Consider the following 24,738-nt stretch of genomic DNA (forward strand, 5'->3'; position numbering starts at 1 on the left):
GGGACGGCGTACCTTCCGGACACAATTGCTTCTGCACCTGAATCTGCCTGGGGATGGTTCAACTACCCAGCAGCGAGCGGTGCGCTTCCCGCCGTCGTGCTTGTTCATCCGGATCCGGCACCGGCAGCGAGGCGATGAGTTTCTTGGTGTAGTCGTGTTGCGGTGAGCCCATCACATGATTGCCGATCCCCTGCTCAACCAGCCGGCCCTTGTACAGGACGCCAACCCAGTGGGACAACATGTCCACTACCGCGAGGTCGTGGCTGATGAAGAGGGCTGCAAAGCCGTACTGCTCCTGGATGTCCTTGAAGAGGTCCAGCACTTTTGCCTGCACCGAGACATCAAGGGCGGACGTGGGTTCGTCGGCGATCAAGAGCCTCGGGTTGAGCGCCAGGGACCTGGCCAGGGACGCGCGCTGCCGCTGCCCACCGGAGAGCTCGTGCGGGTAGCGTTCAGCGTACGACGCCGGCAACTGGACTGATTCGAGCAGCTCACCTACCTTTTTCCTCGCCTCAGCCGCACCAGGCTTGGTGTGGATAAGCAACGGTTCTGCGACGCACTCACCGATGGTCAGGTGCGGGTTGAAGGATGCGGCCGGATCCTGGAACACAAAGCCGATCTCCTTGCGCAGCGGACGGAAAGTGCGCTCCTTAAAGTCCAGCATCTCGTACCCCAGGACCTTCAGGCTGCCCCCGGTGGTCCGGGTCAGACCGGCTATGGCCCGTCCAATGGTCGACTTACCCGAGCCGGACTCGCCCACCAGTCCAAAGACCTCATTTTCGGAGACTGTGAAGCTGACATCGTCCACGGCCTTGAATCCGTGCCTGCCAAAACGGCCGGGATATTCGATAGTGAGGTTCTTTGCTTCCACCAGGATCTTGCCTTCCTGGTGCAGCCGGCCGCGGGCGCCTTCCGATGCTGAGTTGCGTCCAAGATGCGGCACTGCTGCCAACAGGTTCCTGGTGTACTCCTGCCGGGGTTCGGCAAACAGGACCCTTGCTGGGGCTTCCTCCACAACATCGCCCTGGTACATGACCACAACACGGTCCGCGAGGTCTGCAACAACTCCCATGTTGTGCGTGATGAGGACTATTGAGGTTCCGTAGTTGTCCCTCAAATCGCGCAGGAGCTGCAGGATTTCGGCTTGAACCGTAACGTCCAGAGCTGTGGTGGGCTCGTCCGCCACGATCAGCCCCGGGTTGAGCGCCAGCGCCGCGGCGATGACCACACGCTGTTTCTGGCCACCGGAGAACTGGTGCGGGTAATAGTTGACCCGCGTTTCGGGATCAGGGATGCCCACTTTTCTCAGCGCCTCGGTTGCCCGGTGTTTGGCTTCCTTTGCCGAGATGCGCCGCCCATCGGTGGAGTGCGCCCGGATGCCTTCTGCTATCTGCCAGCCCACTGTGAAAACCGGGTTCAAAGCCGTGGACGGTTCCTGGAACACCATGGCCACATCGCGGCCACGGATTTTGCGGAGGGTGTGTGGGCTGACACTGATGACATTATTGCCGTTGATCACCACGGCGCCGGAGCTGATAGCCGTTTCCGGAAGCAGTCCCAGGATGGTCTTGGCCGTGACTGTTTTGCCGGAACCGGATTCACCCACTATGGCTAGAACTTCACCGGCTCCAACATTCAGGCTCACATCCTTGACGGCATGAACGTCCCCGCCGTCTGTGGCGAAAGTGACCTGAAGGCGATCAATCTTCAGTACCGGTTGTTCGGTGTCTGTCCGGTCTGGAATGTTTCGAGGATTGGTGGTCATGACTTCCCTGCCTCTGCGGGGTCTGTTGGTGTTTCCGGTCCTGCCGGCGTGCGCAGTTCCGTGGATGCCGATGCCTGGGATGCGGGCGTTCGTCCTGCGCGTTTGCGGCCACGGATCCGGGGGTCGTTGAGGTCATTGATGCTTTCGCCCACCAGGGTCAGTCCCAGGACGGTCAGCACAATGGCGATGCCGGGGAAAACGCCGGTCCACCAGATACCGGATGAGGTATCAGCCAGTGCTTTGTTGAGGTCGAATCCCCATTCGGCCGCGGACGTGGGCTCGATTCCGAAGCCAAGGAACCCCAAGCCTGCCAGTGTCAGGATCGCTTCGGAAGCGTTGAGGGTGAACATGAGGGGCAAAGTACGGGTTGCGTTCTTGAAGATGTGCCTCCCAATAATGCGCACACTGGACGCCCCAAGCACCTTGGCCGACTCCACAAAAGGCTCGGCTTTCAGCCGGATGGTCTCTGCACGGATAACCCGGAAATACTGTGGCACGAACACCACGGTGATGGAGAAAGCACAGGAGAAAATTCCACCCCAGAAGCTGGATTGCCCGCGGCTGATGACGATTGAGATCACGATTGCCAGGAGCAGGGTTGGAAATGCGTAGATGGCATCTGCCACCACCACCAGGATCCTATCCAGCCAACCTCCAAAGTATCCGCTGAGAAGGCCAAGGATCACACCGAGGAACAGGGACATTGCCACGGACACAATGATGACTGTCACGGCGGTTTGCGAACCCCAGATCACCCGCGACAGGACGTCGTATCCACCAACGGTTGTTCCCAGCAGATGCTTTGAATTGGGGGCTTCCTGTGTGGGGAACGATCCTGTGTCATCGCTGAGTTGGGAGTAGCCGTAGGGGGCGAGGAGGGGAGCAAAGATGCTGGTGAGAAGGAAGATCCCGCTAAGGACCACACCCACAATGAGCATGCCCCGCTGGAGGCCCACGCTCTTTTTGAGGTGACTGATCACAGGAAGCCTAGAGAACAGAGGCTGCTTGGGTCGGGTCAGTTGAGGAGTGCTCATGGTCAGTACCTCACTCGGGGGTCGATGAGCGCGGCAATGATATCCACCACGAAGTTGGTGACAGCTACGATGATGGCCAGCAGCACCACAATGCCCTGGACAGCAACGAAGTCGCGTGCGTTCAAGTACTGCACCAGCTGGTAGCCCAGTCCCTTCCACTCAAAGGTGGTTTCGGTGAGGATAGCCCCGCCAAGCATCAAAGCAATTTGCAGGCCCATGACGGTGATGATGGGAATCAATGCGGGTTTGTAGGCATGCTTTGTCACCAGGCGGAACTCGCTGACGCCCCTGGAGCGCCCTGCCTCCACGTAGTCCTTACCCAGTGTTCCAATGACGTTGGTGCGGACCAGGCGAAGGAAAACACCTGCGGTGAGCAAGCCCAATGCAATCGCCGGGAGTACTGCGTGGGAAGCCACATCACCGAGTGCTGTGAAGTTTCCACTGCGCAGCGCGTCCAGCCAGTAGATACCTGATGGTGCTGCCAGGCCGCTCATGGTCAGTTCTGTCCGGGTGGAGGCGCGGCCCGCTACCGGGAACCAGCCCAGCCACACGGAGAACGTGAGCTTCAGCAGCAGCCCCGCGAAGAAGACCGGGGTTGCATAGCAAAGGATGGCGAAGAACCGCAGCAGGGCATCAGGAGTCTTGTCCCGGTGCTGGGCCGCGATGAGCCCGAACGGGATGCCCACTGCAAGCGCCACGATCAGTGCGTTGATGGAAAGTTCAAGAGTGGCCGCGCCAAAGGTTGTCAGCACCTCCACTACGGGACGCCGGTCAGTGATGGTGGTGCCGAAGTTTCCAGTGATCAGCTGGCCAAGATATTCGAAGTACTGGACCAGGACCGGGCGGTCGTACCCGGCATCGTGGATGCGTTGGGCCAGGACGTCCGGGGGTAGTCGCCCGCCTTGGGATGCGGTGATGGGATCGCCAATGACCCTCATCAGGAAGAAGACCAGTGTTACCAGAATAAAAACCGTGGGAATGATCAGGAAGAACCGGATCACGATGTATCTGCCAAGCCCTCCCCCGGCCTTGGACTTGCTCTTGGGAGCAACAATGCCGGGTTCGGCCTCGGGGACCTCAATAAGTGTTGTCATTTGCTACCTGCATTTCCTGCCCGTGGATTACGCGGGGTTTGTCTCATGCGTGCGGGCCACATTGGTGGTCAGCGAAGGGGGCGGGACACCGGATCAGTGTCCCGCCCCCCCTCATCACAAAGGTGCGGTTACTTGGAAATTACGCCCAGGCGGAACTTGAAGGAGGGGTCCAGGGTCTTTTCGACTCCGTTGACGCCGCTTCCGGCTACGGCCACCTGCGCACCTTGGAGCAAGGGCAGTGTGGAGATGTCCTTGGCCAACGCATTCTGGACGTCCTTGATGGCCGCTTCACGTTTGGTCTTGTCCGCTTCGGTGAGCTGCTTACCGATCAGTTCGTTGACCGTGGCGTTGTTGTAGTGGTTCTTCAGGAATCCGCCCTCGGGGAAGAACGGTGTGAGGTAGTTATCGGCATCGCTGAAGTCCGGGAACCAACCGAACTGGAACAACGGGTACTCGTCAGCACGGCTTGCCTTGCTGTAGGTGACCCATTCGGTGGACTGCAGGTTCACCGTGAACAGCCCCGACTTTTCCAGCTGCTCCTTGACCATGGCGTACTCATCTCCTGAGGATCCGCCGTAGTGGTCCGGGTTGTACTGCAGGTTCAGTGCAACGGGTTCGTTGATCCCGGCGTCCGTCAAGACCTTCTTGGCTTTGTCCAGGCTCGGCTTTCCGTCGTCGCCATAAGCTTCCTTGAAGGACTCGTTGGCACCGAGGAATCCGCTGGGAACGTTGGAGTACAGGGGCAGGTATGTGCCCTTGTACACCTGGTCAGCTATGGCTTGCCTGTCCACCAGGTTGGCAACGGCCTGGCGAACGGCCAGTGCCTTCGCCGGGTCTGCGCCTGGTGCCTTGTTGCCGTACGGCATGGTGTCGAAGTTGAAGGTAATGTAGCGGATCTCGCCACCCGGGCCGGTGAGGACCTTGACCTTGGAATCCTTGCGGAGATCGTCGATGTCCGTGGCGCTGAGGCTGCGGAACGCGACGTCAATGGCTCCTTGCTGGATTTCCAGTTTCAAGTTGGTGGGGCTGGCGTAGTACTTGATGGTGGCAGCGTCATTGGCCGGCTTACCGAGGGCACCCTGGTAGTCCGCGAAGGCCTTGAAGCTGACAAGTTCGTTCTTCTTGTAACTGTCAATGGTGTACTGGCCGTAGAACGCATTTGCCTTGATGATCTCGTCATCTGAAAGGATTTTGTCGGCCGGGAAGACTTCATCGTCCACGATCGGCGCTGCGGGGCTGCTCAGGATTTGGCTGAACGTCTGATCGTTGGCGTTCTTCAGCTTGAACACCACCGTGGTGGCATCCGGTGTGCTGACGCTCTCGATGTTGGTCAGCAGCGAGGCCGGACCGGCGGGGTCATTGATGGCCACCTGCCGATCGAAGGAGTGCTTGACGTCCTTGGAATCCAAGGTGTGTCCGTTAGCCCATTTGAGCCCGGACTTGAGCTTGACGGTGTATTCGGACGGCGCGGTAAACGAGGACGATTCCGCGAGGTCCGGAACGGGTTCTGCACCGCCGGGCTTGGAGTTGAGCAGGAAGGAATAGACCTGGTTCATCACCATGAATGAACCGTTGTCATAGGATCCTGCCGGGTCCAGCGACGTGACTTTGTCTGTGGTGCCGTAGGCGATGGGGCCCGCGGCGGCCGGGGCGGAGGATGAGCCGCCGCCGGATGGTCCCGTGCAGGCCGTCAAGGCGAGCGCGGAGATGCCCGCCAGCGTGATAACGCCGTGCAGGGCCTTCTTGTTCAGTGCCATCTGGTGAACCTTCTGTTCGATGGATTCGGCGCGCCGCCGCCGGATATTTGTGACGGCGCACACTCTTGATTCCATGATTCAACCAGACTTGGAAGGCCGCGAACCCTTCATTTTGTGATTTGAGACACAAAATTTACTTTCCAGTAGCTTTCCTCTGCGGAGGCTACCGGCTTTTACAGCACTTCCCTCTGAAGGGACCGGGCAGCATCGATGGTTGCCTGCCCCAGCACGCGACTGCCCTGATAGAGAACAACGGTCTGCCCCGGGGCCACACCGCGCAAGGGATCGGTCAAGGTGACCACCAACTGGGCCCGTTCAACACCGGAATCGTCTGCGACGTTCTCTACCCTGGCTACAGCCGGCACCGGATCGCCGTGGGCCCTGACCTGGGCATGGCAATCGAACTCAGCGCCGCTGGCAACTTCGGAAATGGGCAGACCGGCCCACGAAACCTTAATGCCACGGATCTCGTCGATCGCGAGCAGGGCTTCGGGTCCAACAACCACCTTGTTTTCCTTGGGGCGGATCTCCAGGACGAAACGGGGCTTGCCATCTGCCGCAGGGGTTCCCAGCTTCAGGCCGCGACGCTGCCCCACAGTGAAGGCGTTTGCGCCGGGATGTTCGCCCACCTTGGCGCCGGTTTCGTCAACGATGTCCCCGGTGGTCATCTCGATCTTTTCGGCCAGCCACCCGCGGGTATCGCCGTCGGAGATAAAGCAGATGTCGTGGCTGTCCGGCTTGTTGGCCACGGACAGGCCCCGACGCTCAGCCTCAGCGCGTACCTCAGCCTTGGAGGGGGTGTCCGCCAGCGGGAACATGGAGTGCTTGAGTTGCTCGTGTGTCAGGACTCCCAGAACATAGCTCTGGTCCTTGGCCCAATCTGCAGCGCGGTGAAGCTCCCGGTTTCCATCCGCGTCTTCAATGACCTTGGCGTAGTGTCCGGTACATACGGCATCAAAACCCAGCGCGATTGCCTTCTCCAAGAGGGCTGCGAACTTGATTCGTTCGTTGCACCGCATGCACGGGTTCGGCGTCCTGCCCGCGGCGTACTCGTCAATGAAATCCTGGACGACGTCTTCCTTGAAGCGCTCCGAGAAGTCCCACACATAGTAGGGAATGCCCAGGACATCGCAAGCCCGCCAAGCATCGCGGGAATCCTCGATGGTGCAGCAGCCCCGGCTTCCTGTACGCAGTGTGCCGGGCATTCGCGATAGAGCAAGGTGGACACCGACGACGTCGTGCCCGGCCTCGACGGCCCGGGCTGCGGCCACGGCGGAGTCAACTCCGCCGCTCATTGCTGCAAGTACTCGCATGCTGGCTTTCTGTCTGTGGGAGTTGGAGCATCTGGCCCGGCAAGGAACAGCCGGCGTGCCCATCTATTCTAGCCTGCGTGGCCTTCCGCCGACGAAAGGCCGGTTTCCGGATCCGAAGTCCTACGCTTGGCGGGCTACCGTAGCCGCTGTTTGAATGCTGGATTCGTGCCCGGCCATCCCTGCCTGCCGCGCCCTGAAGCAGGCCTCGGGAAGTGCCTTCAGGAGCAGATCCACATCAGCATCGGTGGAACTGTGGCCAAGGGTGAAACGCTGGGCACCGCGGGCCGTATCCTCATCCAGGCCCATGGCCAGGAGGACATGGGAAGGCCGGGGAACCCCTGCGGTGCACGCCGAACCAGTAGAGGATTCGACGCCGGCCAGGTCCAGGAGGAAGAGCAGGGAGTCGCCTTCACACCCGGGGAAGGTGAAATGTGCGTTTCCCGGGAGCCGTCCTTCTCCGGGCGCACCTCGGAGCACTGCGTCCGGAACAGCCTGCTTCACGCCGCGGATGAGGCGTTCACGCAGCGCGCCAAGGCGTTCCCGCTCAGCGGCAAGATTTGCCGTCACAGCTTCCGCGGCAGCGGCAAAGGCGGCGATTGCGGGGGTATCCAGCGTTCCGGAACGAACATCGCGTTCCTGGCCACCGCCGTGCTGCACCGGGGTCAGTTTCACAGCGCGCCCCAGGAAAAGGGCTCCCACGCCCACAGGACCGCCCAGCTTGTGCCCCGAGACGGACATCGCTGCCAGTCCGGAGTTCCTGAAATCTACAGGGATTGAACCGAAGGCCTGCACTGCGTCGGAGTGGACGGGGATTCCGTGCGGCTTCGCCAGCTCCACGATCTCTTTCACCGGCTCAATGGTGCCCACTTCGTTATTGGCCCACATGACGGTGATCAACGCCACAGACTCGGGGTCGCGTTCGATTTCCTGCCTGACCTCCTCGAGCAGGACCTTCCCTTCGCTGTCCACCGGAAGCCATACAACCTCGGCGCCTTCGTGCTTTTCCAACCACTCCACCGTGTCCATCACCGCATGATGCTCGACGGCGGAACATAGTATGCGCGTTCGGCGGGGGTTCTCGTCCCGCCTGGCCCAAAAGAGTCCCTTGACTGCCAGGTTGTCCGCTTCGGTACCACCGGAAGTGAAAATCACCTCGGAGGGATGCGCTCCGGCCGCAGCTGCCAGGGTTTCCCGGGCGTCCTCCACGGCCCGCCTCGCGCGGCGACCGGCACCGTGCAGCGACGACGGGTTCCCGGTCCGCGCCAGCTCCCGCGTCATGACAGCGAGTGCTTCGGCCGACAGGGGCGTGGTTGCAGCGTGGTCAAGGTATACAGGCACCCTCCAATTCTACCGACGCAGTACCGGGGTCGGCGCCGGTCGCCCGTGGGCCGATGTTGGTGCGGGAGGCGTAACCCGGTTCTTTGGCTGGCTCCCGATTAAAGGACCATGATCAATACGGCGGGACCCATGATCAGGACGGCGGGACCACAACAAGTCGGGACAGGGCTTCAGTACGGGCAACATTGAAGGTGGCGTCATCCGGGCAGGACAGGGAGATATACACCGAGGATGCCGGGGCACTGAACAACCTGGCCAAGACAAGCGCCGGCTTACCTCCCACTGCTGCCGAGGACTCAAGGCCCAGGAACTCAACACTGCGCTGCGGCTTGTCCGATCCCTCTCCCCAGCGCAACGATGCCGGCTTCAAACCGTCCAAAGCGCCGCCTTTGAGGTAGCTGAACAGCTCCTTTGTTGACGCGGCATCATCACCGGCCACCACCAACGGGCCCTGATTCACACTGACCCGGACCGCGAACGTGCACCCATCGGTCTTCTTGTACCTGTTTTCGCCCTGCAATGCCGAGTGAACCACGGACCAACCAGGGACCTCCTCCAACCGCGTGGACACCGTGACGGGCTCCCCGGGGGCCAACGTGCCTCCTGCCGCAAGCGGCAAGTCCTTCCCAGCCACCGCAGCCGCGTCATGTCCCGGAGTAATGGTAGGAGTAGCCAGCGTAGATACAGACGGCATAGGCGCAGGCGCAGCAGGATCAGGAACGTTGACGCTGCAGCCAGCCAGCAACACACCAGTGGCACCGCCGGCAACCAAGCCAGCCAGCCGCCGTCGAACGTTTCCCGCCACTGTGTCTCCTTGCCGTCCGTTCAGATATAGGGCGTGGGAACCGCGCCCATCGACTCCCAGCGCTTCAGCCCTTTGCCACCGCGATCGAGTCTAGCCGTCCGCCGTAGCAGGGCTGACTATGCGAGAACCCACAGACCTGCAGGAATCACGTCCACATCCACCGGCAAAGCAGCGATCCGCTCGCCGTCTGCGTACGCCACCACACCCTCGGCTTCCAGACGCACTTTCCGGACGCGCCTGATCTCAACGGCGGGATGGTTTGTGTGCTTCCCGGCAAAAACTTTGGGAAACACGGCAAGGAAGCGGAGCCTGGAAAGCGGCTTAACCACAAACATGTCCAGCCAGCCGTCGTCGGCCACTGCTTCAGGGGTGATCATCATGCCGCCACCAATGGACCGCCCGTTGGCCACCGAAATGAGCAATGCCGGTTGATGCCAGGTCACATCGTCGGCCGTGACGGTATAGGTAATCGGGCGAAATGAACCCAATTCCCTGAGCATCGCAAGGTTGTAACGGCTCTTACCGCGGGGCCAGCTCCACGAATTGGCGCGCTCGTTCACCGCGGCATCGAACCCTGCTGAGAGGACACCGGCGAAGTACGTTACCTCACCACCGGCCGTGACCCTTCCAGCGTCTATCCGGCGCCCGCCTTTCCCCAGCGCCTCCAGCAACCGGCCGCATGCAGCTGAGGTGTCGTTCAGAGGCAACATCAAGAGCCGCGCCACGTCATTGCCTGTCCCGGTCGGAACAATGCCCAAAGGGATGTCCATCCCCGCGAGCGCATTAACGCCCAGATGAACCATGCCATCGCCACCCACCACAACCAACGCCGCCACTCCGGCTGCCAGCGTCCGCTCAACCAGGCACCGCAGGGCGCCGTAGCTTTCCGCTTCAAGCACGACGACGCCCCAGCCGGCGGCGCGGATGAACCCTACGGCCTCGTGCCCGGCGTCGCGCGAACGGCCAAAAGAAGCCGCAGGATTGATGGCAACAGCGATTTTCATCGGCGTGCCGGAAAGGCTCTCGGCCGCCGGAAGGTTCACAGCCTGAATTATGCCAGCGGGAACCACATGCCCCGTTGCCGACGTTTACATTTTGGCTGGATAAACTTGCCAGTACCGCGCCTCTGCAGAAGCGCGACCACATCGTAGAGAAGGGCCCGTGCTTGGCCGAGGGCAACAGTTCGCACTATCAGGTTCTCCGCGTTTCCGTCACCGCTACGGACAAAGAGATCAAAGTGGCCTACCGCAAGGCTGCCCGAAAAGCGCACCCCGACCACGGCGGAGAAGCAGAGATGTTCCGGCGCGTCACCCTGGCGTACGAAACCCTCATTGATCCCCAACGCAGGGCGGACTACGACCGAAGGTACGCCCGCGGGGCCTCCGAGGTAAGCCAACCGCGGCCCGGCGATTACACAGGTACCCCGGCCCCGGGACCCGGGGCCACAACAAACGTCAAACGGCCTCAATCACAGCGCAACACTGCCGGCGATCCTGCAGTCTACGTACCGGCCTTCGGGGACCCCAACGAAGTCCCCCTCATCTCAGCGGCCGAAGCAGCCCAACAAGTCCACGGCCTCCCCCGCAAACGCGGCATCTTTGGCGCCGAAGCCCGCATTCAACGCGAAATGCGCACCGTCCAGCTCATCAGCCGGCAAGTGCTACCCGCCATACCCGCAGCCAGGCTCATCAATGGGTTGCGCTCGCCGTCGGATAACAACCACATTGACCACGCTGTCCTCTCCGGGTATCGGCTGGCATTGGTTGGTTCCATGCTGCTGCCCAAAGGCGCCTACGCCTGGGACGGCCACTCCCTGCGGCACGGCGGGCGCTCGGTGGCTCCCCCGCAACTGGCCCATATTGTCCGGCACATGCAGGATCTCTTTCCCGAGCTCAACGTCACCGGCTGGGTGGTCCTGCACAGCCCTGACGGAAACCTCCACGAACCGGTCATCGACCACTATGGCAAGGGACAATCAAGCACCACGGCAGTGGAAGTAGTCAACGCTGCAGGACTGGTGCGGGGACTCAAGCAGTTCCTCAGCTCAGGTCCTGCCCCAAACACCGTGGTGGTACCTGTCCTGGCGAGGCTCCTGCGGGGGATGCACTAGCTCCACCTTGCAACAGCGGGCGGAGTGCACGGGGTTGACTAAGATGGGACAGTGTTCCGCATCCTCTTCCACACTCCAGAAATCCCGGGCAATACGGGCAACGCCATCCGCTTGGCCGCCATCACGGGGGCTGAACTTCACTTGGTGGAGCCCCTCGGCTTTGATTTTTCCGATGCCAAACTGCGTCGCGCCGGGCTCGATTACCACGATCTGGCCGTAGTCACTGTCCATAAGGACATTGAAGCCGCGTGGGCCGCGCTCAAGCCCGAGCGGGTTTTCGCCTATACTTCCGACGGCGAGACCTCCTATACGGACATCAGCTACCGCGAGGGCGATGTCCTGATGTTCGGGCCAGAATCCGTGGGCCTACCGGCGTGGCTGAAGCAGGACCCGCACGTGACCGCCCGTGTACGTCTTCCCATGAAGCCGTCCCTGCGCTCCCTCAACCTGGCAAATGCCGCTTCAATCGCCGTGTTTGAGGCCTGGCGGCAGAACGGTTTTGCCGGCGCCAAGGTCTAGCCCATCCAACGGCGCCTCAGCACCGAATACCTTATGCAGGACAACTCCTGCCATGGACATTTCGTTGAGGAGTCTCGTGAGCGCGCTGCAGACCAAGGTGATGACGGCCAACCGCTATATAGTCGTGTCCGTCAAACCGCATGTCCGTGCTGCCGGTTTCAAACGGGACAACATATGCTGGACGGTGATGGACATCCCCAACACTCCCGGCCCCCCGGTTTTCGAAGCTACCGGCACTGCGACTGATCTGAACTCGCAGCTTTCCGGCCTGCTCCAACTCGTGGCAGCCGGTGACCAGCAGGCATTCGCCGAGTTTTACAGCCTCACCTCGCGCCGTGTCTTTGGCATGGCCCGACGCGTCCTGATAGACCCCGATCTCAGCGAAGACGCCACGCAGGAGGTTTACCTGCAGGTCTGGCAAGGTGCTGCCAAGTTTGACCGCGCCGCAGGGACCCCCCTGGCCTGGCTGATGACCATCGCGCATCGCCGCGCCATTGACCGTGTCCGCGCTGTGCAGGCGGCCACTGATCGCGAAGCCAAATACGGCGCAGCGAGCCAGGACCCGGACCGTGACCTGGTGGCTGAGGAAGCTGATACCAACATGGAGGCCGAAGCAGTTAGTCGCTGCCTCGGCACGCTGACGGACACCCAGCGCGAGTCCGTTCGCCTCGCCTATTACGGCGGCTTGACGTACCGGGAAGTCGCAGAGCATTTAGGTGCCGCTGTCCCCACCATCAAGTCCCGCATCCGTGACGGGCTGCTACGACTGAAGACCTGCTTGGGGGTGGGTTGATATGAGCGAAAACACCAGTGGAGGCTTTATCCGCAGAATGTTTGCCAATGACATCGCTACAGACCTCGCCGAGGGCCGCGTCCTCGAACTGGCCGAACTCTACGCCTTGGACGCCGTCAGCGACGACGAACGGGACATGATTGACCGGTTCATCAAGGATGCCCCGGAAGGTGCTGAATTCCTGGAGCGGGTCCGCGAGGCCCGGGAGACGTTGGCCGTCAGCTTTGCACCTGAGGAAGCACCGCCGGCCGGGCTTCTGGATAACATCATGGAACGCATCGCCCAGGACACCGCCCAAACCGCTGCAGAGCCGGCAGTCGCCCCGGAAGCGGGTCCCGCCGTCGACGACCTCGCACTTGCCAGGGCTAAACGCGAGGAACGGACGCGCGCCGGTGGCGCACGCAGATGGATTGTCGGGGCAGCTGCTGCAGCCGTGATCGCACTCGGTGGGATCGGGGTTGGCGCGTATGTCTCCGCCCAGAACGACCCCGTCAACCAGGTCCTTCAGGCGCAGGACGTCCAGCAGAAATCGGCACCTGTTCCCGGCGGGGGTACGGCCACCATCTCGGCATCTTCGGCCAAGGATTCCTTTGTGGTCCTGATGGATGGCGTTGCACCCGCCCCGGAAGGGAAGGTCTACCAGTTGTGGACCCTCCCCAAGGACGGCTCTGCCCCCGTTCCGCAAGGCACCATGGACGCGGAGACTCTCTCCAAGCCGGCGGTTGTTAAGGGCCTGTCCTCAGCTTCCTCGGTAGCGATCACAGTTGAACCAACGGGCGGATCAAGCGCCCCCACCACCGATCCTGTCCTGGTGGTCGGGCTCAGCGCCTGACTCCAGTTGTTCCAACGCCCGACGGCGGCCGTCCCACCCAAGGGGACGGCCGCCGTCGTTCATTTTGAACTTGTTTCCGCCGCTATAACACCAGCGAAAGGAGCATGACAAAACCGAAGCCCACCACGGAGATCAGTGTCTCCATCACGGACCAGGTTTTGAAGGTCTGCCCAACGGTCAGCCCGAACAGCTCCTTGACCAACCAGAATCCGGCGTCGTTGACGTGGGACAGGAACAGGGAGCCTGCGCCGATTGCCAAAGCCAGCAGTGCTGCGTGTGTTGGGCTCAGGCTGCTGGCCAAGGGCGCCACGATGCCGGCCGCCGTCACTGTGGCCACAGTTGCCGAGCCTGTAGCAAGGCGCAGGGCTACTGCCACGATGAAGCCGAGCACCAGAACCGACATGTTGGCTCCTTCGGCCCACTTCTTGACCGCATCACCCACTCCGGCACCGATCAAGGTCTGTTTGAAGCCGCCGCCGGCGCCAACAATGAGAAGGATGGCGGCGATAGGCCCGAGGCTTTCGCCCAACTTGGCTGTAATCCGGCTGCCCGTGAAGCCCACGGCATATCCGAAGGTCACTATCGCCAAGAGAACCGCCAACGTCATGGCCACCAGGGGCTGTCCGACGAAGTCGAAGAAGATCCTGATTCCGGGAGCCGTTTCAGGATCTGGCCAGATGATGCCGCCCAGGGCCTTCAACAACATGAGCACCACCGGGAAGATGATGGTCAGCAGCGTTACAAGGAAGGACGGCTGGCGCTTCACTTCGCTCAGGTCCGCTGCGTGCTGGGTATCGATGCCGCCGGCAACGGCAGGTGCGTCCACAGGCACCCAGCGTGCGGCCAGGCGTGAGAACAGCGGACCACAAATGATCACTGTGGGGATCGCTACAAGGATGCCCAAGCCAAGTGTCGTGCCCAATTCCGCCTTGACTGCACTGATGGCGATCAGTGGTCCAGGGTGCGGTGGAACCAGCCCATGAAGCACGGACAGGCCAGCCAGGGCCGGTATGGCGATACGCATGAGCTTCATCTTGGATCGCTGAGTTACCAGGACGATCACCGGGAGCAACAGGACGAGCCCGATTTCGAAGAACATTGGCAAGCCGATGATCACAGCTACCAGCGTGATCATCCACACCAGTTTGTTGCCACTGGCTTTGGCCAAAAGGGTATCCACCACGCGGTTGGCCCCACCGGAATCAGCCAGCAGCTTCCCAAGCATGGCTCCAAGCGCGATGAGCAGGCCAACTTCCTTGAGGACACCGCCAACGCCGTCCTCAAAGTTGGTGATGACCTTCCCCAGTTCCACGCCCGAGGCCAGTCCCACGAAGGCCGAGCCCAGAACCAGCGCCAGGAAGGGGTGAAGCTTCAGTTTTGCGATCAGCACCACAATGAGGGCTATGCCCAACGCAGCCACCACAAGGAGCTGGGTGTCGTGTGCTGTCCATTCCTGCACTTGCGTCGCCGTTTCCAGAACCTTCACGAGGCAGTCACTCCGGTACCGGCGCCCAAAGCCCGGAGCCCCAGACGTTCAATGACTTCCTCGGCTTCTTCGGCCGGTGAAGCGGAGACGCACAAGGAGATGTGGTTCTCCTCTTCCGTTGGCTCCTCAAGGGCATCGAACTGTGATTCCAGGAGCGAGGGCGGCATGAAGTGGCCGTGCCTGGAGGCGAGGCGGTCCGAGATCTTGTCCTTGCTCCCCTGCAGGAAGACGAAAACAACACCTTCCCCACGGAGTACATCGCGGTACTTCTTTTTTAGTGCCGAGCAGGTGATGATCGCCGGCGTCCCGGCCTCCACATGTTCGCGGATCCAGTCCGAAATGATGCCCAGCCACGGCCATCGGTCCTCATCGCTGAGAGCCTGGCCCGAGTGCATCTTCGCCACGTTTGCCTCGGGATGGAGGTCGTCGCCCTCGGCAAGCTCCCATCCGAGTTTCCCGGCGAGTACGCCGGCTACTGTCGATTTGCCCGAACCGGAGACTCCCATAATCACCAGCACGGGTTGTTGCGCAGTCTTCGCCATCAAAGTCTGCCTTCCTCGAATAAATATGATTTAACCGAGGTCAAGCATATGACACGGGTTACACCACAGCAACGTCAGAAGCCGGCGATGGTGCTGGAGCCGTTGACCGAGACCACATGGAAGGCCTCGGCACTGGTCCCCGCGGGCAAGCCGGCACGCTCTCCGTTCGCCAGCATCATGCGGCGAACCACCCTCTCCATGCCTGCAATATCCGGGTGCTGGCTCGCATGGACGCGGATGGCGTCAAGCTTGGCTTCCACTTGATCCGAGACGTCCACAAAATGGTTCTCCCTGGCATCCGGGCTGGAAATAAACCACAACCACGGCAGCTTGTAGGCAGCGAGCCCCTCAGCCGCCAGTTCCGGGTAGGCAAAGGGATTCTCCACTGCCGGGTAAACAGCCCGGGTGACAGCTTCACCCGCAGCAAGGTGGTCCGGGTGGCTCTTTTGGAGGCGGTCCCAGTTGCGCTCCGGATGCATGGTCAGCACAATGTCCGGACGGATCTGGCGAATCAGCTTCACTACCTGTTTGATGACGCCATGCGTCGGCTCGAGGTATCCGTCCAGCTCGTGCAGGTAGTGGATATCCGTCACGCCCACCAGAGCGGCCGCCCTCCGTTGTTCCTCCACGCGGAGTTCGGTGATTCTTTCCCTGTCCGCAGGGTCGAAGCCGCCGGCATCGCCGTCGGTCATGATGCAGTAGCTGACCTCGACGCCGGCAGCCGTCCAGGCCGCGATGGTACCGGCGGCGCCAAAGTCAATGTCGTCAGGATGGGCGGTAAAACAAAGCACCCGCTCAACGCGCTCCGAAGAGGCGTCAAACGGGCTCCTTGCTGACGTTGAGTCAGTGGGCAAAGGGATCAGCCTTTCCGCTTCTTGATCTCTTCAGTGGCTTGGGGAAGAACCTTGAAGAGGTCACCAACAATGCCGTAGTCGGCAATCTCGAACACCGGCGATTCCGCGTCCTTGTTGATTGCCACAATGACCTTGGATGTCTGCATTCCGGCCTTCTGCTGGATGGCACCTGAAATGCCTGCAGAAATGTACAGCTGCGGTGAAACCGTAACGCCGGTCTGGCCCACCTGGGCATCGTGGCCGATCCATCCCGCATCTGTTGCGGCACGGGAGGCACCCACAGCCGCGCCCAGTGCATCCGCCAACTCTTCCAGGGGTCCGAAGTCGCCGTCCACGCCGCGACCACCGGCAACCACGATCCGCGCTTCGCTGAGGTCCGGCCGGCCGCTGACAGGCTTCTCTGTGCGAGCGGCAATACGTGCGGAGTTGGCCAGGCCCTCGGCGGGAACCTCAACCGTGACAGTTGCCGGAGCAGCGTCCGCGCCTGCCGGGGCGGGTTCGACGTTGTTGGCCTTGACCGACAGGACGGTCACAGGAGTAGTAGCTTTCGCAGTGGTGTTGTAAGAGCCCGCCAGGACCGACTTGTGCGCGGTGCCGTCAGCCTCAACACCCACAACATCGGTGATAACCCCTGCGTTGAGCTTGATGCCAAGCCGACCCGCGATTTCCTTGCCCTCAGGAGAGTTATCCAGCAGGACCACCGTAGCTCCCGACGCAGCCACGGCAGCGGCGAGGTAGGCAGCCTTTGGCCCCACGAGGTAATTGTCGAGCTCTTCAACCGACGGCCGGTAAACGGTAGTGGCACCGTAGGCGCCCAAGGTGGCGGCGACGTCGTCGGTCAACTCACCGGTGAACGCGACGGCGGTCTCCCCCAGCGAGCGGGCGATGGTCAGGAGCTCCAGGCTGCTCTTCTTCAGAGCCGCTCCCGGGTTGTCAATGAAAACAAGTGCATTTGCCATGGTTGCAGTCCCCTTAGAGCAGCTTCTGTGCGGCGAGGAAGTCGACCAGCTTGATGCCGGCGTCGCCGTCGTCGGTGATGATGGTCCCTGCAGTGCGCGGCGGGCGGGCCTCTGCGGACTCCACCACGGTCCAGGAACCGGCTAGGCCCACCTGGGAGGCGTCCACGCCAATGTCAGCCAGCGACAGGGAGGCGATCTTTTTCTTTTTGGCCGCCAGGATGCCCTTGAAGTTGGGATAGCGCGGCTCGTTGATCTGGTCCGTGACCGAAACCACTGCAGGAAGCTGAGCTTCCACAGTCTCCGAGAAAGCACCGGCATCACGGCGAGCCGTGACCTGGCTGCCCGCAACCTCAAGGCTGGAGGCAAAGGTGACCTGCGGGAAATTCAAGCGCTCGGCAAGCTGTGCCGGGATGAGCGAGGTCTCGCCATCAGTGGAAGCCATGCCGGTCAGGACCAAGTCCACCGGCCGGCCATCGGCCGAAATGTGGCGGATGGCAGCGGCAAGCGCCAACGAGGTGGCAGCAGCATCCGAACCAGCCAAAGCGTCATCGCTAAGGTGGACGCCGGAATACGCGCCGATCTGGAGTGACTTCTTCACAGCATTGACCGCACCGGAGGGGCCCATGCTCAAAGCAATGACCTCATTTCCGGCCTTCGGTCCACCGCGCTCCTCTGCCAGTTGGAGCGCTGCCTCGAGAGCGTACTCGTCCAATTCAGACAAGATGCTCTCTTCACGGTCGGTTGTGTTGCCAGGTCCGTTGATGTGCCGGTCGAACTGGGCGTCCGGGACGTGCTTGACCAGAACGACAATCTTCAATGTCTCTTCCACTGTCTTCGAAGCAGCCTTCCATGCTTGTGGACGGCCAACCGCAGCAGCGTGGCCGTGAATTGCCCAGCTCGTGGGCTCGTCCTAGCTAAGCATATTGCCCGCAGAAAACCACTCCCCGCGTTAAGCCCTGTTTCAGCTGAACGCGATGCTCATCGATTGCGGGACCCAGCCAGGACCTCATCAGAGGTAGGGGGCGGCACCCTGGAGGTGCCGCCCCGTCGTCGTGAGCAGTACTGCTTGCCGTTACGTTCCGGCCAGGGGGACGTTCCGGCTATTGGGCGGCGTCGAGGGTGACCTCGACTTCCTGGGTCTGGCCACCGCGCTGGATGGTGACCTTGACCTTGGCACCGGCCGGCTGCTCGCGGACTGCGGCGGTCAACTGGTTTGGATCGCTCACGGCGTAGTCGCCGAACTTGGTCACAACATCGCCAACCTTGAGTCCGGCCTTCGCAGCAGCCGAGCCCGACGTCACTGAAGCAACTTCGGCACCTACTGAGAAGCCCGAATCGCCGCCCGTGGACGACTTCGACCGCACTGACACACCGAACTGACCGTGGCTTGCCTTACCGGTTTCGATGATCTCCTGCGCAACGCGCTTTGCGTGGTTGATGGGAACACTGAAGCCGACGCCGATGTTGCCGCTGGAGGATTCGGACGTTCCGCTGCCCGCCGAAGCGATGGCCACGTTGACCCCGATCACTTCACCCTTGCTGTTCACCAGCGCACCACCGGAGTTACCCGGGTTGATTGCGGCGTCAGTCTGGATCACGTTGATGGCGATCGAGCCCTCGTTGGCTGTCCTCTGGCTCTGTCCACCATTTGGCGGTGCGAACTGGAAACCTTCGTCGTCACCTTGGCTCTCATCCGGTGTGCCTTCCGGCACAGCTGAGGACGCCACACTGATGGTGCGGTTGAGCGTGGACACAATGCCATCCGTGACCGTTCCGGTCAGACCCAATGGCGAACCAATGGCGACGGCGGTGTCCCCCACGTTGATCTTGGACGAGTCACCGAGCGTTGCCGGCACCAAGCCCGAGGCGTCGCTGACCTTGATAACGGCAAGGTCAGACAACGGATCGGTACCAACCACGGTGGCTTTCAGGACCTTGCCGTCACTGGTGCGGACCTCGATTGCGGCGTTTGCGGTAGCGCCATCCAGCGTCACCACGTGGGTGTTGGTGAGGATGTGGCCTTGGTCGTCAAGAATGATGCCTGAACCTGTACCACCCTCATTTCCACTGGTTGCCTTGATGGTCACCACGCTGGGCGAAGCTTTGGCGGCAGCAGCGGTAATAACGTTGACGTCGTCCTTATTGTTCACGATGACGGTGCTGGACTGTCCGCCGTTGGACGCAGCCGGAGCCGGGTTATCCCACAACGCGTTGCTGCCGGCCACTACGCCGCCACCGATCAGACCCGCCGCAAGCATGCTGGCTACCAAGGTGCCGACGCCGAATGCAGGCTTGCGCTTGGTGGCAACCGCTGACGAATGCCCTGGGGTGTGGTGCATACCCGGGCTATTGTGGCCCTGCGCGTTCTGGAACCCTTGCTGGTTTTGGTACTGCTGCTGGTTTGGGTACTCCTGCTGGTTTCGGTACTGCGCAGCCGCGTTTTCTTCCGGGTTCGCCCCACCATAGAAAGGCTGGTGCTGCGGGTAGCTCGGGCGGTGAGCGGGATCGTGCTGCTGCGGAGCGCCGTAGTATTGCGGCTGCTGCGGCTGCTGAGGCGCCGCGGGAGGCTGGAAAGCAGGCAGCGGCGTAGTGGGCTGCGCCCCGCCGTCAGCGGCGGCACCCTGCCCGGAAGTCCTAGCCGGCTGCTGCAGGTTAGCGCCGGCATCGCCCTGCTCCACGCTGTTTTCCCGCGGCTCCGATGGCTGGCGGTCCTCGGGGGCAGTGCCCTGGGCTGGATTCTCCGTCATGGGTGTTCCTTTCATCCTCGTCTCCAACAACTATGTACCCGGTAACTGGAACAAAAGCGGACGTTCGCTGGGAGCTTGCTGAAAGATTCGGCCAGTGTTCAATTTCCAGGCGAAAGGACCTTCAACGGCTCAACAATCCGGCGCTCTCCTATATTTCGCTGGTGGCATATTCACCCCTGTGGACGGGTCAGGGGGTGCACCATAGAATCAAGAGGAATTGCCACAGCGACCTGCGGCTTTACACCATGCGTGGGGGCGCTGAGCATTCTGTGACGATTGGTACGCCTTGTTCCAGTCGCAGACGTGCTGAAGGGTTGCACATGCGGTCAATAGTTAAACGCGCACTCGCCGTAATCGGCCTGGCTGGAATGTTGGCCCTACCGGCCACATCTGCTTGGGCCGCTGATCCGGTGACCATTCCGTCCGGCCAAAACATCGTGGACGACGCCAACGTCTTGGGCAGCCGAAAAGGCGAAGTCCAGGAAGCCATCCAAAAGACGCTCAAGGACCACAAGTACAACCTGTACGTGGTCACTGTGGACTCCTTCACGAATCCATCGGTGCCCTCGGAATGGGCCAAAACGGTGGCGACCAATAAAGGCATGGGCAAGGCAGACGCCATCTTGGCAATCTCCAAGGCCGGTCAGTACTACTTCGCCCTGAACTCTGCGAGTTCCATCGCCTCAAAACAGTCCAACATCACGCAGAACGCCGTGGCAGCGAATCTGGGCGCCGGCAAGGCGGACTTTGCACAGGCCGCTATCGATACCGCTGCTGCCATTGGTGACGCGGCAGGCGGAGGCAGTGGAACAGTGCCCAGCGGCAATGCCGGCGTCGGCGTCCTTGTCGGGGTTGGCGTGGTGGCAGCAGGTGGCGCCGGAACCTACCTCTACCTGCGAAACCGTCGTAAGAAGGCCGGCACCAAAGCCGTCAGCGCCAGTTATGGACCGCAGGGCGAACAGCTCGATCCCCTGGCAGGCCTGACCATTCCTGAGCTGCGCCAGAAGAGCGGCTCGCTGTTGATCGAGGCGGATGACGCCATCAAGTCCAGCGAGCAGGAGCTTGGCTTCGCTCAGGCCCAGTATGGTGATTCCGCCATCGGCAACTTCACCAAGGCCTTGGAAGAAGCGAAGGCCCACATGACGGAGTCCTTCAAGCTGCAGCAGCAGTTGGACGACCATATTCCTGACACCGAAGAGCAGCAGCGAACCTGGCTCGGCGAAATCATCCGGCGTTCAGAAGCTGCCCTGGCTTCATTGCGCGACCAGAAGGCTGACTTCGACTCCCTTCGCGAGCTTGAAAAGAATGCCCCCCAAGCGTTGACGGCCGTAACTGCCGGGGCCAAGGAGGCCGATGCCAAGATCGCCAGCGCAGAGCAATCGCTGGAAGGCCTGCGCTCAAAATACGCTGAATCCGCTTTGACTCAAGTCTCCGATAACATCCTGCAGGCCAAGGAGCGGCTCGCCTTCGTGCAGAACGCAGCTACCGCCGCACAGGAGAAGTTGGCAAGCGGCGAGAACAGCCTTGCAGCTGTGGCCGTTCGCGCCGCAGAAGAAAGCCTGCACCAAACAAAGGTGCTGATCGATGCCATCTCAAAGACAGCCGGCAGTTTGGATGAAGCCCGCGCTTCCTTGGAAGGCGCCGTAGCTGAAACCAGCCAGGACCTCGCTCAGGCACGAGCACTGATCCAGTCCGGCGCACACCCGGAACTCGCGGGTCCGGTGGCCGGTGTGGAAGCTGCCCTGGCGCAGGTGAAAACCGAGATCCAAGGCGGAAAGATCGATCCCATCGCCACGCTCAGCCGCTTGGAATCAGCTCATCAAGCGCTGGACCAGTCTTTGTCCGGTGTTCGCGATCAGCAGGAACAGGCTCGTCGGGCCCAAGCTTCGCTTCAGCAAACCATCATGGCGGCGCAGGCACAGATCAGCGCCACGTCGGACTACATCACCGCGCGCCGCGGCGGCGTGGGCACAGAGGCTCGGACACGGTTGGCCGAAGCCCAGCGCAACCTTGACTACGCACTCTCCATCTCACGCAATGATCCGGTTACCGCTCTGACTTACGCCCAGCAGGCACATTCCCTGGCGGCGCAGGCAGCGCAACTTGCCCAGTCCGACGTCGATCAGTTTGGTTACGCCGATCAGGGCTACGGCCGCGGAGGGATGTTCGGCGGGGGCGGCGGAGGCGGCGGCCTTGGCGGTGCCATCCTTGGCGGTATCCTCATCAACTCCATCCTGAACGGCGGCGGAGGCGGTTGGGGCGGCGGCAACGACGGCGGAGGTGGCGGTGGATTCTTCGGGGGCGACTCCGGCGGCGGCGACTTTGGCGGCGGCGGGGGCGATTTCGGTGGCGGAGACTCCGGCAGCTTCTAGCCAGACAGACTAGGCGGGTCAACGCCCCGCATAGAAGCGGTACAACAACTGATCACTGACTTCAGTGTCACTACTGAGCAGGACGAAAGGCAACACCATGGTTAAGCAGTCCATTTTCGGTCGGATCTCACAGCTCGCCAAGGCGAACATCAACGCCTTGTTGGACCAGGCTGAGGACCCGCAGAAGATGCTGGACCAGATGGTCCGCGACTACACGAACAACATTGCCGAGGCCGAATCAGCCGTGGCCCAGACCATCGGCAACCTCCGGATGCTGCAGGCGGACTACAACGAAGACGTCAAGAACGCGCAGGACTGGGGCAACAAGGCCCTGGCAGCCTCCCGTAAAGCAGATGAGTACCGCGCTGCAGGCGATCCCGTTGACGCGCAGAAGTTCGACAACCTGGCCAAGGTAGCCATCCAACGTCAGATGACCGCTGAATCCGAGGCGAAGGCGGCAGAGCCGAGCATTGCTTCGCAGACCGAGGTTGTGGACAAGCTCAAGACCGGGCTTGACCAGATGAAGAACAAGCTGAACCAGCTGACCGCCAAGCGCAACGAATTGGTGGCACGCTCCAAGACCGCTGCTGCCCAGTCCCAGGTGCACGATGCCCTCAAGAGCATTGACATCATGGATCCCACCAGTGAAGTTGGTCGCTTCGAAGAGAAGATTCGCCGTGAAGAGGCCAAGGTGCTGGGCCAGCAGGAACTCGCCAGCTCCAGCCTCGATGCCCAGTTCAACCAGCTCGAAGACCTCGGCGAGCAGACCGAGATTGAGGCTCGTCTCGCCGCCCTGAAATCCGGTGGGTCCAAGCCTGCCATTGGGGCAGGCGCCCCGGCATCAACCGGAGCGACCGTTGACGAAGCCGATTTCGACAAGCTCTAAGTGATAAAGCTGCAGTAGCCGATGCTGAGGCTGCCCAGGCGTTGAAACGAGAATCGGGCCGGATCCAATATTGGATCCGGCCCGATTCGCTTAAGCCGGACTCAACCCACCGATGGAACCGGAGAATCCTGGTCGGGACTAACGTCAGTTGCCACCTCGGCTCGGATTTCGAATCCCTTCGGGTGGAAGTACGTCACAGTGCACTCCAGCACCTCACCATGCGCGCCCAGCGTCGTACGCTCCAGTCGGGGAACCATGGCGAATCCGCGAACGTTTAGAGCGTCTGCCAGATGCTCAGGGGGTGCGTGCATAGTGACTGTGATTTCCGCCCGATGCAGCGGCTTCAAAGTCCTGTCCTGGATGACCTGGTAGATGGAGTTCCGCTCGGCATCCGCCAAGCTGATATGACGGCCTATGTGCGAAGGGATGAAAATCTCGGCAATGGCGTAAGGCCACCCCGCACTCGAGTAAGAGCGCCGGATCACCAGAACCAAGTTGTCGTCAGAGACAAGCTTGGCTGGCACTGACTGGTCCTTCTCCATCCATTTGTACTCAATGAGTCCCTTGACGGTTTTCATACCGGCCGCCGTGAACGTCTCCATGAAGGGTGCCAATCGGTTCAGCATCTTCACGGGCCTCTGGGCCATCACGAAAGTACCCTTGCCCTGCCTTCGGACCAGCAAACCCTTTACAACCAAGGTCTCTATAGCTTTGCGCACTGTGGTCCTACTGATGCCATAGGCGTCCATCAGCGTCTCTTCCGTGGGAATCCTGGAGCCCGGCTCCAACCGGCTGACTTCGTCTGTCAGGACGTCAGCCACCTGCTGGTATACGGCAACTGGACCGTCTCTCTGAAGGACTTCACGATTAAGGCCAAATCCGTAGTCGTCGTTGACCATTGAGTTCCATCCATTTCTTGACTCAGCGAATCCGGGTTCGATGCTAACACCGGCGTCCGGACAACCGGTTAAACAAAAGATCCGGATCAGTAGTTACTGATCCGGATCTTTTCTTCAGTTGCGGGGACAGGATTTGAACCTGTGACCTCTGGGTTATGAGCCCAGCGAGCTACCGAACTGCTCCACCCCGCGTCGCAAGATCAACTCTACCGCACCCGTCAGGGTGCTTCTGACCATATGGCCCCTAAGGTGCCGCAGATCACTCCCTGAAACCAGTAAGCTCCCTTGTGGCCGCTCTGGCGGCAGTGCGCCAAGCGTCACCATTGAATCGGATGGCACTGTTACAGCCTGAGCGAGCGTCACCACCACACCCGAGGGACATGAGCGAGTGTCGCCAAAGCCAGGGCAAAACAAAAGGTCCGGATCAGTATTACTGATCCGGACCTTTTCTCCAGTTGCGGGGACAGGATTTGAACCTGTGACCTCTGGGTTATGAGCCCAGCGAGCTACCGAACTGCTCCACCCCGCGTCGCAAGAACAACATTACCGTCACGTGAATGGCAGACCAAATCCTGGCGACGTGATGTGCATCTCCCCCAAAACGAAAGGCCGGCACCCGCCCCCGAAGGGAAC

Annotated in this window: 21 protein-coding genes and 2 tRNA genes; 6 read left to right on the forward strand and 17 right to left on the reverse strand. The window is 61.3% G+C overall.

Annotation, left to right across the window (positions count from 1 at the left end; genetic code table 11):
• Window positions 1-58 precede the first annotated feature (58 nt).
• The 8 genes from ABI796_RS12750 to ABI796_RS12785 form a co-directional block, all read right to left on the reverse strand.
• A complete protein-coding gene (locus ABI796_RS12750; RefSeq protein ID WP_141282367.1) occupies window positions 59-1,765 on the reverse strand; it encodes an ABC transporter ATP-binding protein in 1,707 nt (568 codons plus the stop codon).
• Window positions 1,762-2,799, reverse strand: a complete 1,038-nt coding sequence (locus ABI796_RS12755; RefSeq protein WP_141282365.1) for an ABC transporter permease — start codon at window positions 2,797-2,799, stop codon at window positions 1,762-1,764. Before ABI796_RS12755 ends, ABI796_RS12750 begins: the two co-directional genes overlap by 4 nt.
• Window positions 2,800-2,801: 2 nt before the next feature.
• On the reverse strand, window positions 2,802-3,893 hold the full coding sequence (locus ABI796_RS12760; protein WP_141282363.1) for an ABC transporter permease: 1,092 nt from the start codon (window positions 3,891-3,893) through the stop codon (window positions 2,802-2,804).
• Between the two features lie 128 nt (window positions 3,894-4,021).
• Entirely contained in the window at window positions 4,022-5,650 is a 1,629-nt protein-coding gene (locus tag ABI796_RS12765; protein WP_141282697.1) for an ABC transporter substrate-binding protein, read from the reverse strand.
• A gap of 173 nt (window positions 5,651-5,823) precedes the next feature.
• Window positions 5,824-6,945 (reverse strand): tRNA 2-thiouridine(34) synthase MnmA, encoded by a 1,122-nt coding sequence (mnmA, locus tag ABI796_RS12770; RefSeq protein ID WP_246095718.1) that lies wholly within the window; start codon window positions 6,943-6,945, stop codon window positions 5,824-5,826.
• 138 nt (window positions 6,946-7,083) lie between these two features.
• Window positions 7,084-8,301, reverse strand: a complete 1,218-nt coding sequence (locus tag ABI796_RS12775) for a cysteine desulfurase family protein (protein ID WP_141282359.1) — start codon at window positions 8,299-8,301, stop codon at window positions 7,084-7,086.
• 133 nt (window positions 8,302-8,434) lie between these two features.
• Window positions 8,435-9,106, reverse strand: coding sequence for a hypothetical protein (locus ABI796_RS12780; RefSeq protein WP_141282357.1), 672 nt, complete (start codon window positions 9,104-9,106; stop codon window positions 8,435-8,437).
• Between the two features lie 116 nt (window positions 9,107-9,222).
• Window positions 9,223-10,149, reverse strand: coding sequence for a diacylglycerol/lipid kinase family protein (locus ABI796_RS12785; RefSeq protein WP_246095710.1), 927 nt, complete (start codon window positions 10,147-10,149; stop codon window positions 9,223-9,225).
• A 122-nt stretch (window positions 10,150-10,271) separates the two neighbouring features.
• On the opposite strand from ABI796_RS12785, the gene ABI796_RS12790 reads away from it, so the two are divergent.
• The 4 genes from ABI796_RS12790 to ABI796_RS12805 all read left to right on the forward strand — a co-directional run bounded on the left by ABI796_RS12790 (window position 10,272) and on the right by ABI796_RS12805 (window position 13,360).
• Window positions 10,272-11,216 carry a J domain-containing protein gene (locus ABI796_RS12790; RefSeq protein ID WP_141282355.1) on the forward strand — a complete coding sequence of 315 codons (945 nt, stop codon included), beginning with the start codon at window positions 10,272-10,274 and terminating at the stop codon, window positions 11,214-11,216.
• A 51-nt stretch (window positions 11,217-11,267) separates the two neighbouring features.
• A complete protein-coding gene (locus tag ABI796_RS12795; protein ID WP_141282353.1) occupies window positions 11,268-11,735 on the forward strand; it encodes a tRNA (cytidine(34)-2'-O)-methyltransferase in 468 nt (155 codons plus the stop codon).
• 187 nt (window positions 11,736-11,922) lie between these two features.
• The gene (sigK, locus tag ABI796_RS12800) at window positions 11,923-12,528 is read left to right on the forward strand and encodes an ECF RNA polymerase sigma factor SigK (RefSeq protein ID WP_373092979.1); all 606 of its coding nucleotides are present in this window, start codon (window positions 11,923-11,925) and stop codon (window positions 12,526-12,528) included.
• A gap of 1 nt (window position 12,529) precedes the next feature.
• Window positions 12,530-13,360: an anti-sigma factor domain-containing protein gene (locus ABI796_RS12805; protein WP_141282351.1), complete on the forward strand. Its 831-nt coding sequence runs from the start codon at window positions 12,530-12,532 to the stop codon at window positions 13,358-13,360.
• 82 nt (window positions 13,361-13,442) lie between these two features.
• On the opposite strand, the gene ABI796_RS12810 is transcribed toward ABI796_RS12805, so the two are convergent.
• The 6 genes from ABI796_RS12810 to ABI796_RS12835 all read right to left on the reverse strand — a co-directional run bounded on the left by ABI796_RS12810 (window position 13,443) and on the right by ABI796_RS12835 (window position 19,948).
• The gene (locus ABI796_RS12810) at window positions 13,443-14,846 is read right to left on the reverse strand and encodes a gluconate:H+ symporter (RefSeq protein ID WP_141282349.1); all 1,404 of its coding nucleotides are present in this window, start codon (window positions 14,844-14,846) and stop codon (window positions 13,443-13,445) included.
• The gene (locus ABI796_RS12815; protein WP_141282347.1) at window positions 14,843-15,388 is read right to left on the reverse strand and encodes a gluconokinase; all 546 of its coding nucleotides are present in this window, start codon (window positions 15,386-15,388) and stop codon (window positions 14,843-14,845) included. Before ABI796_RS12815 ends, ABI796_RS12810 begins: the two co-directional genes overlap by 4 nt.
• 74 nt (window positions 15,389-15,462) lie before the next feature.
• Window positions 15,463-16,242: a PIG-L deacetylase family protein gene (locus tag ABI796_RS12820; RefSeq protein ID WP_141282345.1), complete on the reverse strand. Its 780-nt coding sequence runs from the start codon at window positions 16,240-16,242 to the stop codon at window positions 15,463-15,465.
• A gap of 5 nt (window positions 16,243-16,247) precedes the next feature.
• On the reverse strand, window positions 16,248-17,201 hold the full coding sequence (locus tag ABI796_RS12825) for an electron transfer flavoprotein subunit alpha/FixB family protein (RefSeq protein ID WP_141282343.1): 954 nt from the start codon (window positions 17,199-17,201) through the stop codon (window positions 16,248-16,250).
• A 13-nt stretch (window positions 17,202-17,214) separates the two neighbouring features.
• The gene (locus ABI796_RS12830; RefSeq protein WP_141282341.1) at window positions 17,215-18,018 is read right to left on the reverse strand and encodes an electron transfer flavoprotein subunit beta/FixA family protein; all 804 of its coding nucleotides are present in this window, start codon (window positions 18,016-18,018) and stop codon (window positions 17,215-17,217) included.
• Window positions 18,019-18,301: 283 nt separating this feature from the next.
• On the reverse strand, window positions 18,302-19,948 hold the full coding sequence (locus ABI796_RS12835; protein WP_170224876.1) for a S1C family serine protease: 1,647 nt from the start codon (window positions 19,946-19,948) through the stop codon (window positions 18,302-18,304).
• A 320-nt stretch (window positions 19,949-20,268) separates the two neighbouring features.
• Between ABI796_RS12835 and ABI796_RS12840 the strand changes: the two genes are divergently transcribed.
• The gene (locus ABI796_RS12840) at window positions 20,269-22,320 is read left to right on the forward strand and encodes a TPM domain-containing protein (protein ID WP_174754484.1); all 2,052 of its coding nucleotides are present in this window, start codon (window positions 20,269-20,271) and stop codon (window positions 22,318-22,320) included.
• 97 nt (window positions 22,321-22,417) lie between these two features.
• Window positions 22,418-23,206, forward strand: a complete 789-nt coding sequence (locus ABI796_RS12845) for a PspA/IM30 family protein (protein ID WP_141282334.1) — start codon at window positions 22,418-22,420, stop codon at window positions 23,204-23,206.
• A 101-nt stretch (window positions 23,207-23,307) separates the two neighbouring features.
• Here the strand turns inward: ABI796_RS12845 and ABI796_RS12850 are convergent, their stop codons facing one another.
• From ABI796_RS12850 to ABI796_RS12860, 3 genes are all read right to left on the reverse strand, one after another.
• Complete coding sequence (locus tag ABI796_RS12850; protein WP_141286755.1) at window positions 23,308-24,105, reverse strand: GntR family transcriptional regulator; 798 nt, start codon at window positions 24,103-24,105, stop codon at window positions 23,308-23,310.
• Window positions 24,106-24,223: 118 nt separating this feature from the next.
• Window positions 24,224-24,297: transfer RNA gene (locus ABI796_RS12855), tRNA-Met, on the reverse strand.
• Window positions 24,298-24,560: 263 nt separating this feature from the next.
• A tRNA-Met gene (locus ABI796_RS12860) sits at window positions 24,561-24,634 on the reverse strand.
• Window positions 24,635-24,738 lie beyond the last annotated feature (104 nt).

The organism is Paenarthrobacter aurescens (genome assembly GCF_041549525.1).
In the GTDB taxonomy this organism is placed as follows: domain Bacteria; phylum Actinomycetota; class Actinomycetes; order Actinomycetales; family Micrococcaceae; genus Arthrobacter; species Arthrobacter aurescens.

Excerpts from the sequence above, each read along its gene's own strand:
- ABI796_RS12750 (WP_141282367.1), bottom strand. The coding sequence starts at position 1,765 with ATGACCACCAATCCTCGAAACATTCCAGACCGGACAGACACCGAACAA.
- ABI796_RS12755 (WP_141282365.1), bottom strand. The coding sequence starts at position 2,799 with ATGAGCACTCCTCAACTGACCCGACCCAAGCAGCCTCTGTTCTCTAGG.
- ABI796_RS12760 (WP_141282363.1), bottom strand. The coding sequence starts at position 3,893 with ATGACAACACTTATTGAGGTCCCCGAGGCCGAACCCGGCATTGTTGCT.
- ABI796_RS12765 (WP_141282697.1), bottom strand. The coding sequence starts at position 5,650 with ATGGCACTGAACAAGAAGGCCCTGCACGGCGTTATCACGCTGGCGGGC.
- mnmA (WP_246095718.1), bottom strand. The coding sequence starts at position 6,945 with ATGAGCGGCGGAGTTGACTCCGCCGTGGCCGCAGCCCGGGCCGTCGAG.
- sigK (WP_373092979.1), top strand. The coding sequence starts at position 11,923 with ATGGACATCCCCAACACTCCCGGCCCCCCGGTTTTCGAAGCTACCGGC.
- ABI796_RS12805 (WP_141282351.1), top strand. The coding sequence starts at position 12,530 with ATGAGCGAAAACACCAGTGGAGGCTTTATCCGCAGAATGTTTGCCAAT.
- ABI796_RS12815 (WP_141282347.1), bottom strand. The coding sequence starts at position 15,388 with ATGGCGAAGACTGCGCAACAACCCGTGCTGGTGATTATGGGAGTCTCC.
- ABI796_RS12825 (WP_141282343.1), bottom strand. The coding sequence starts at position 17,201 with ATGGCAAATGCACTTGTTTTCATTGACAACCCGGGAGCGGCTCTGAAG.
- ABI796_RS12835 (WP_170224876.1), bottom strand. The coding sequence starts at position 19,948 with ATGACGGAGAATCCAGCCCAGGGCACTGCCCCCGAGGACCGCCAGCCA.
- ABI796_RS12840 (WP_174754484.1), top strand. The coding sequence starts at position 20,269 with ATGCGGTCAATAGTTAAACGCGCACTCGCCGTAATCGGCCTGGCTGGA.
- ABI796_RS12845 (WP_141282334.1), top strand. The coding sequence starts at position 22,418 with ATGGTTAAGCAGTCCATTTTCGGTCGGATCTCACAGCTCGCCAAGGCG.
- ABI796_RS12850 (WP_141286755.1), bottom strand. The coding sequence starts at position 24,105 with ATGGTCAACGACGACTACGGATTTGGCCTTAATCGTGAAGTCCTTCAG.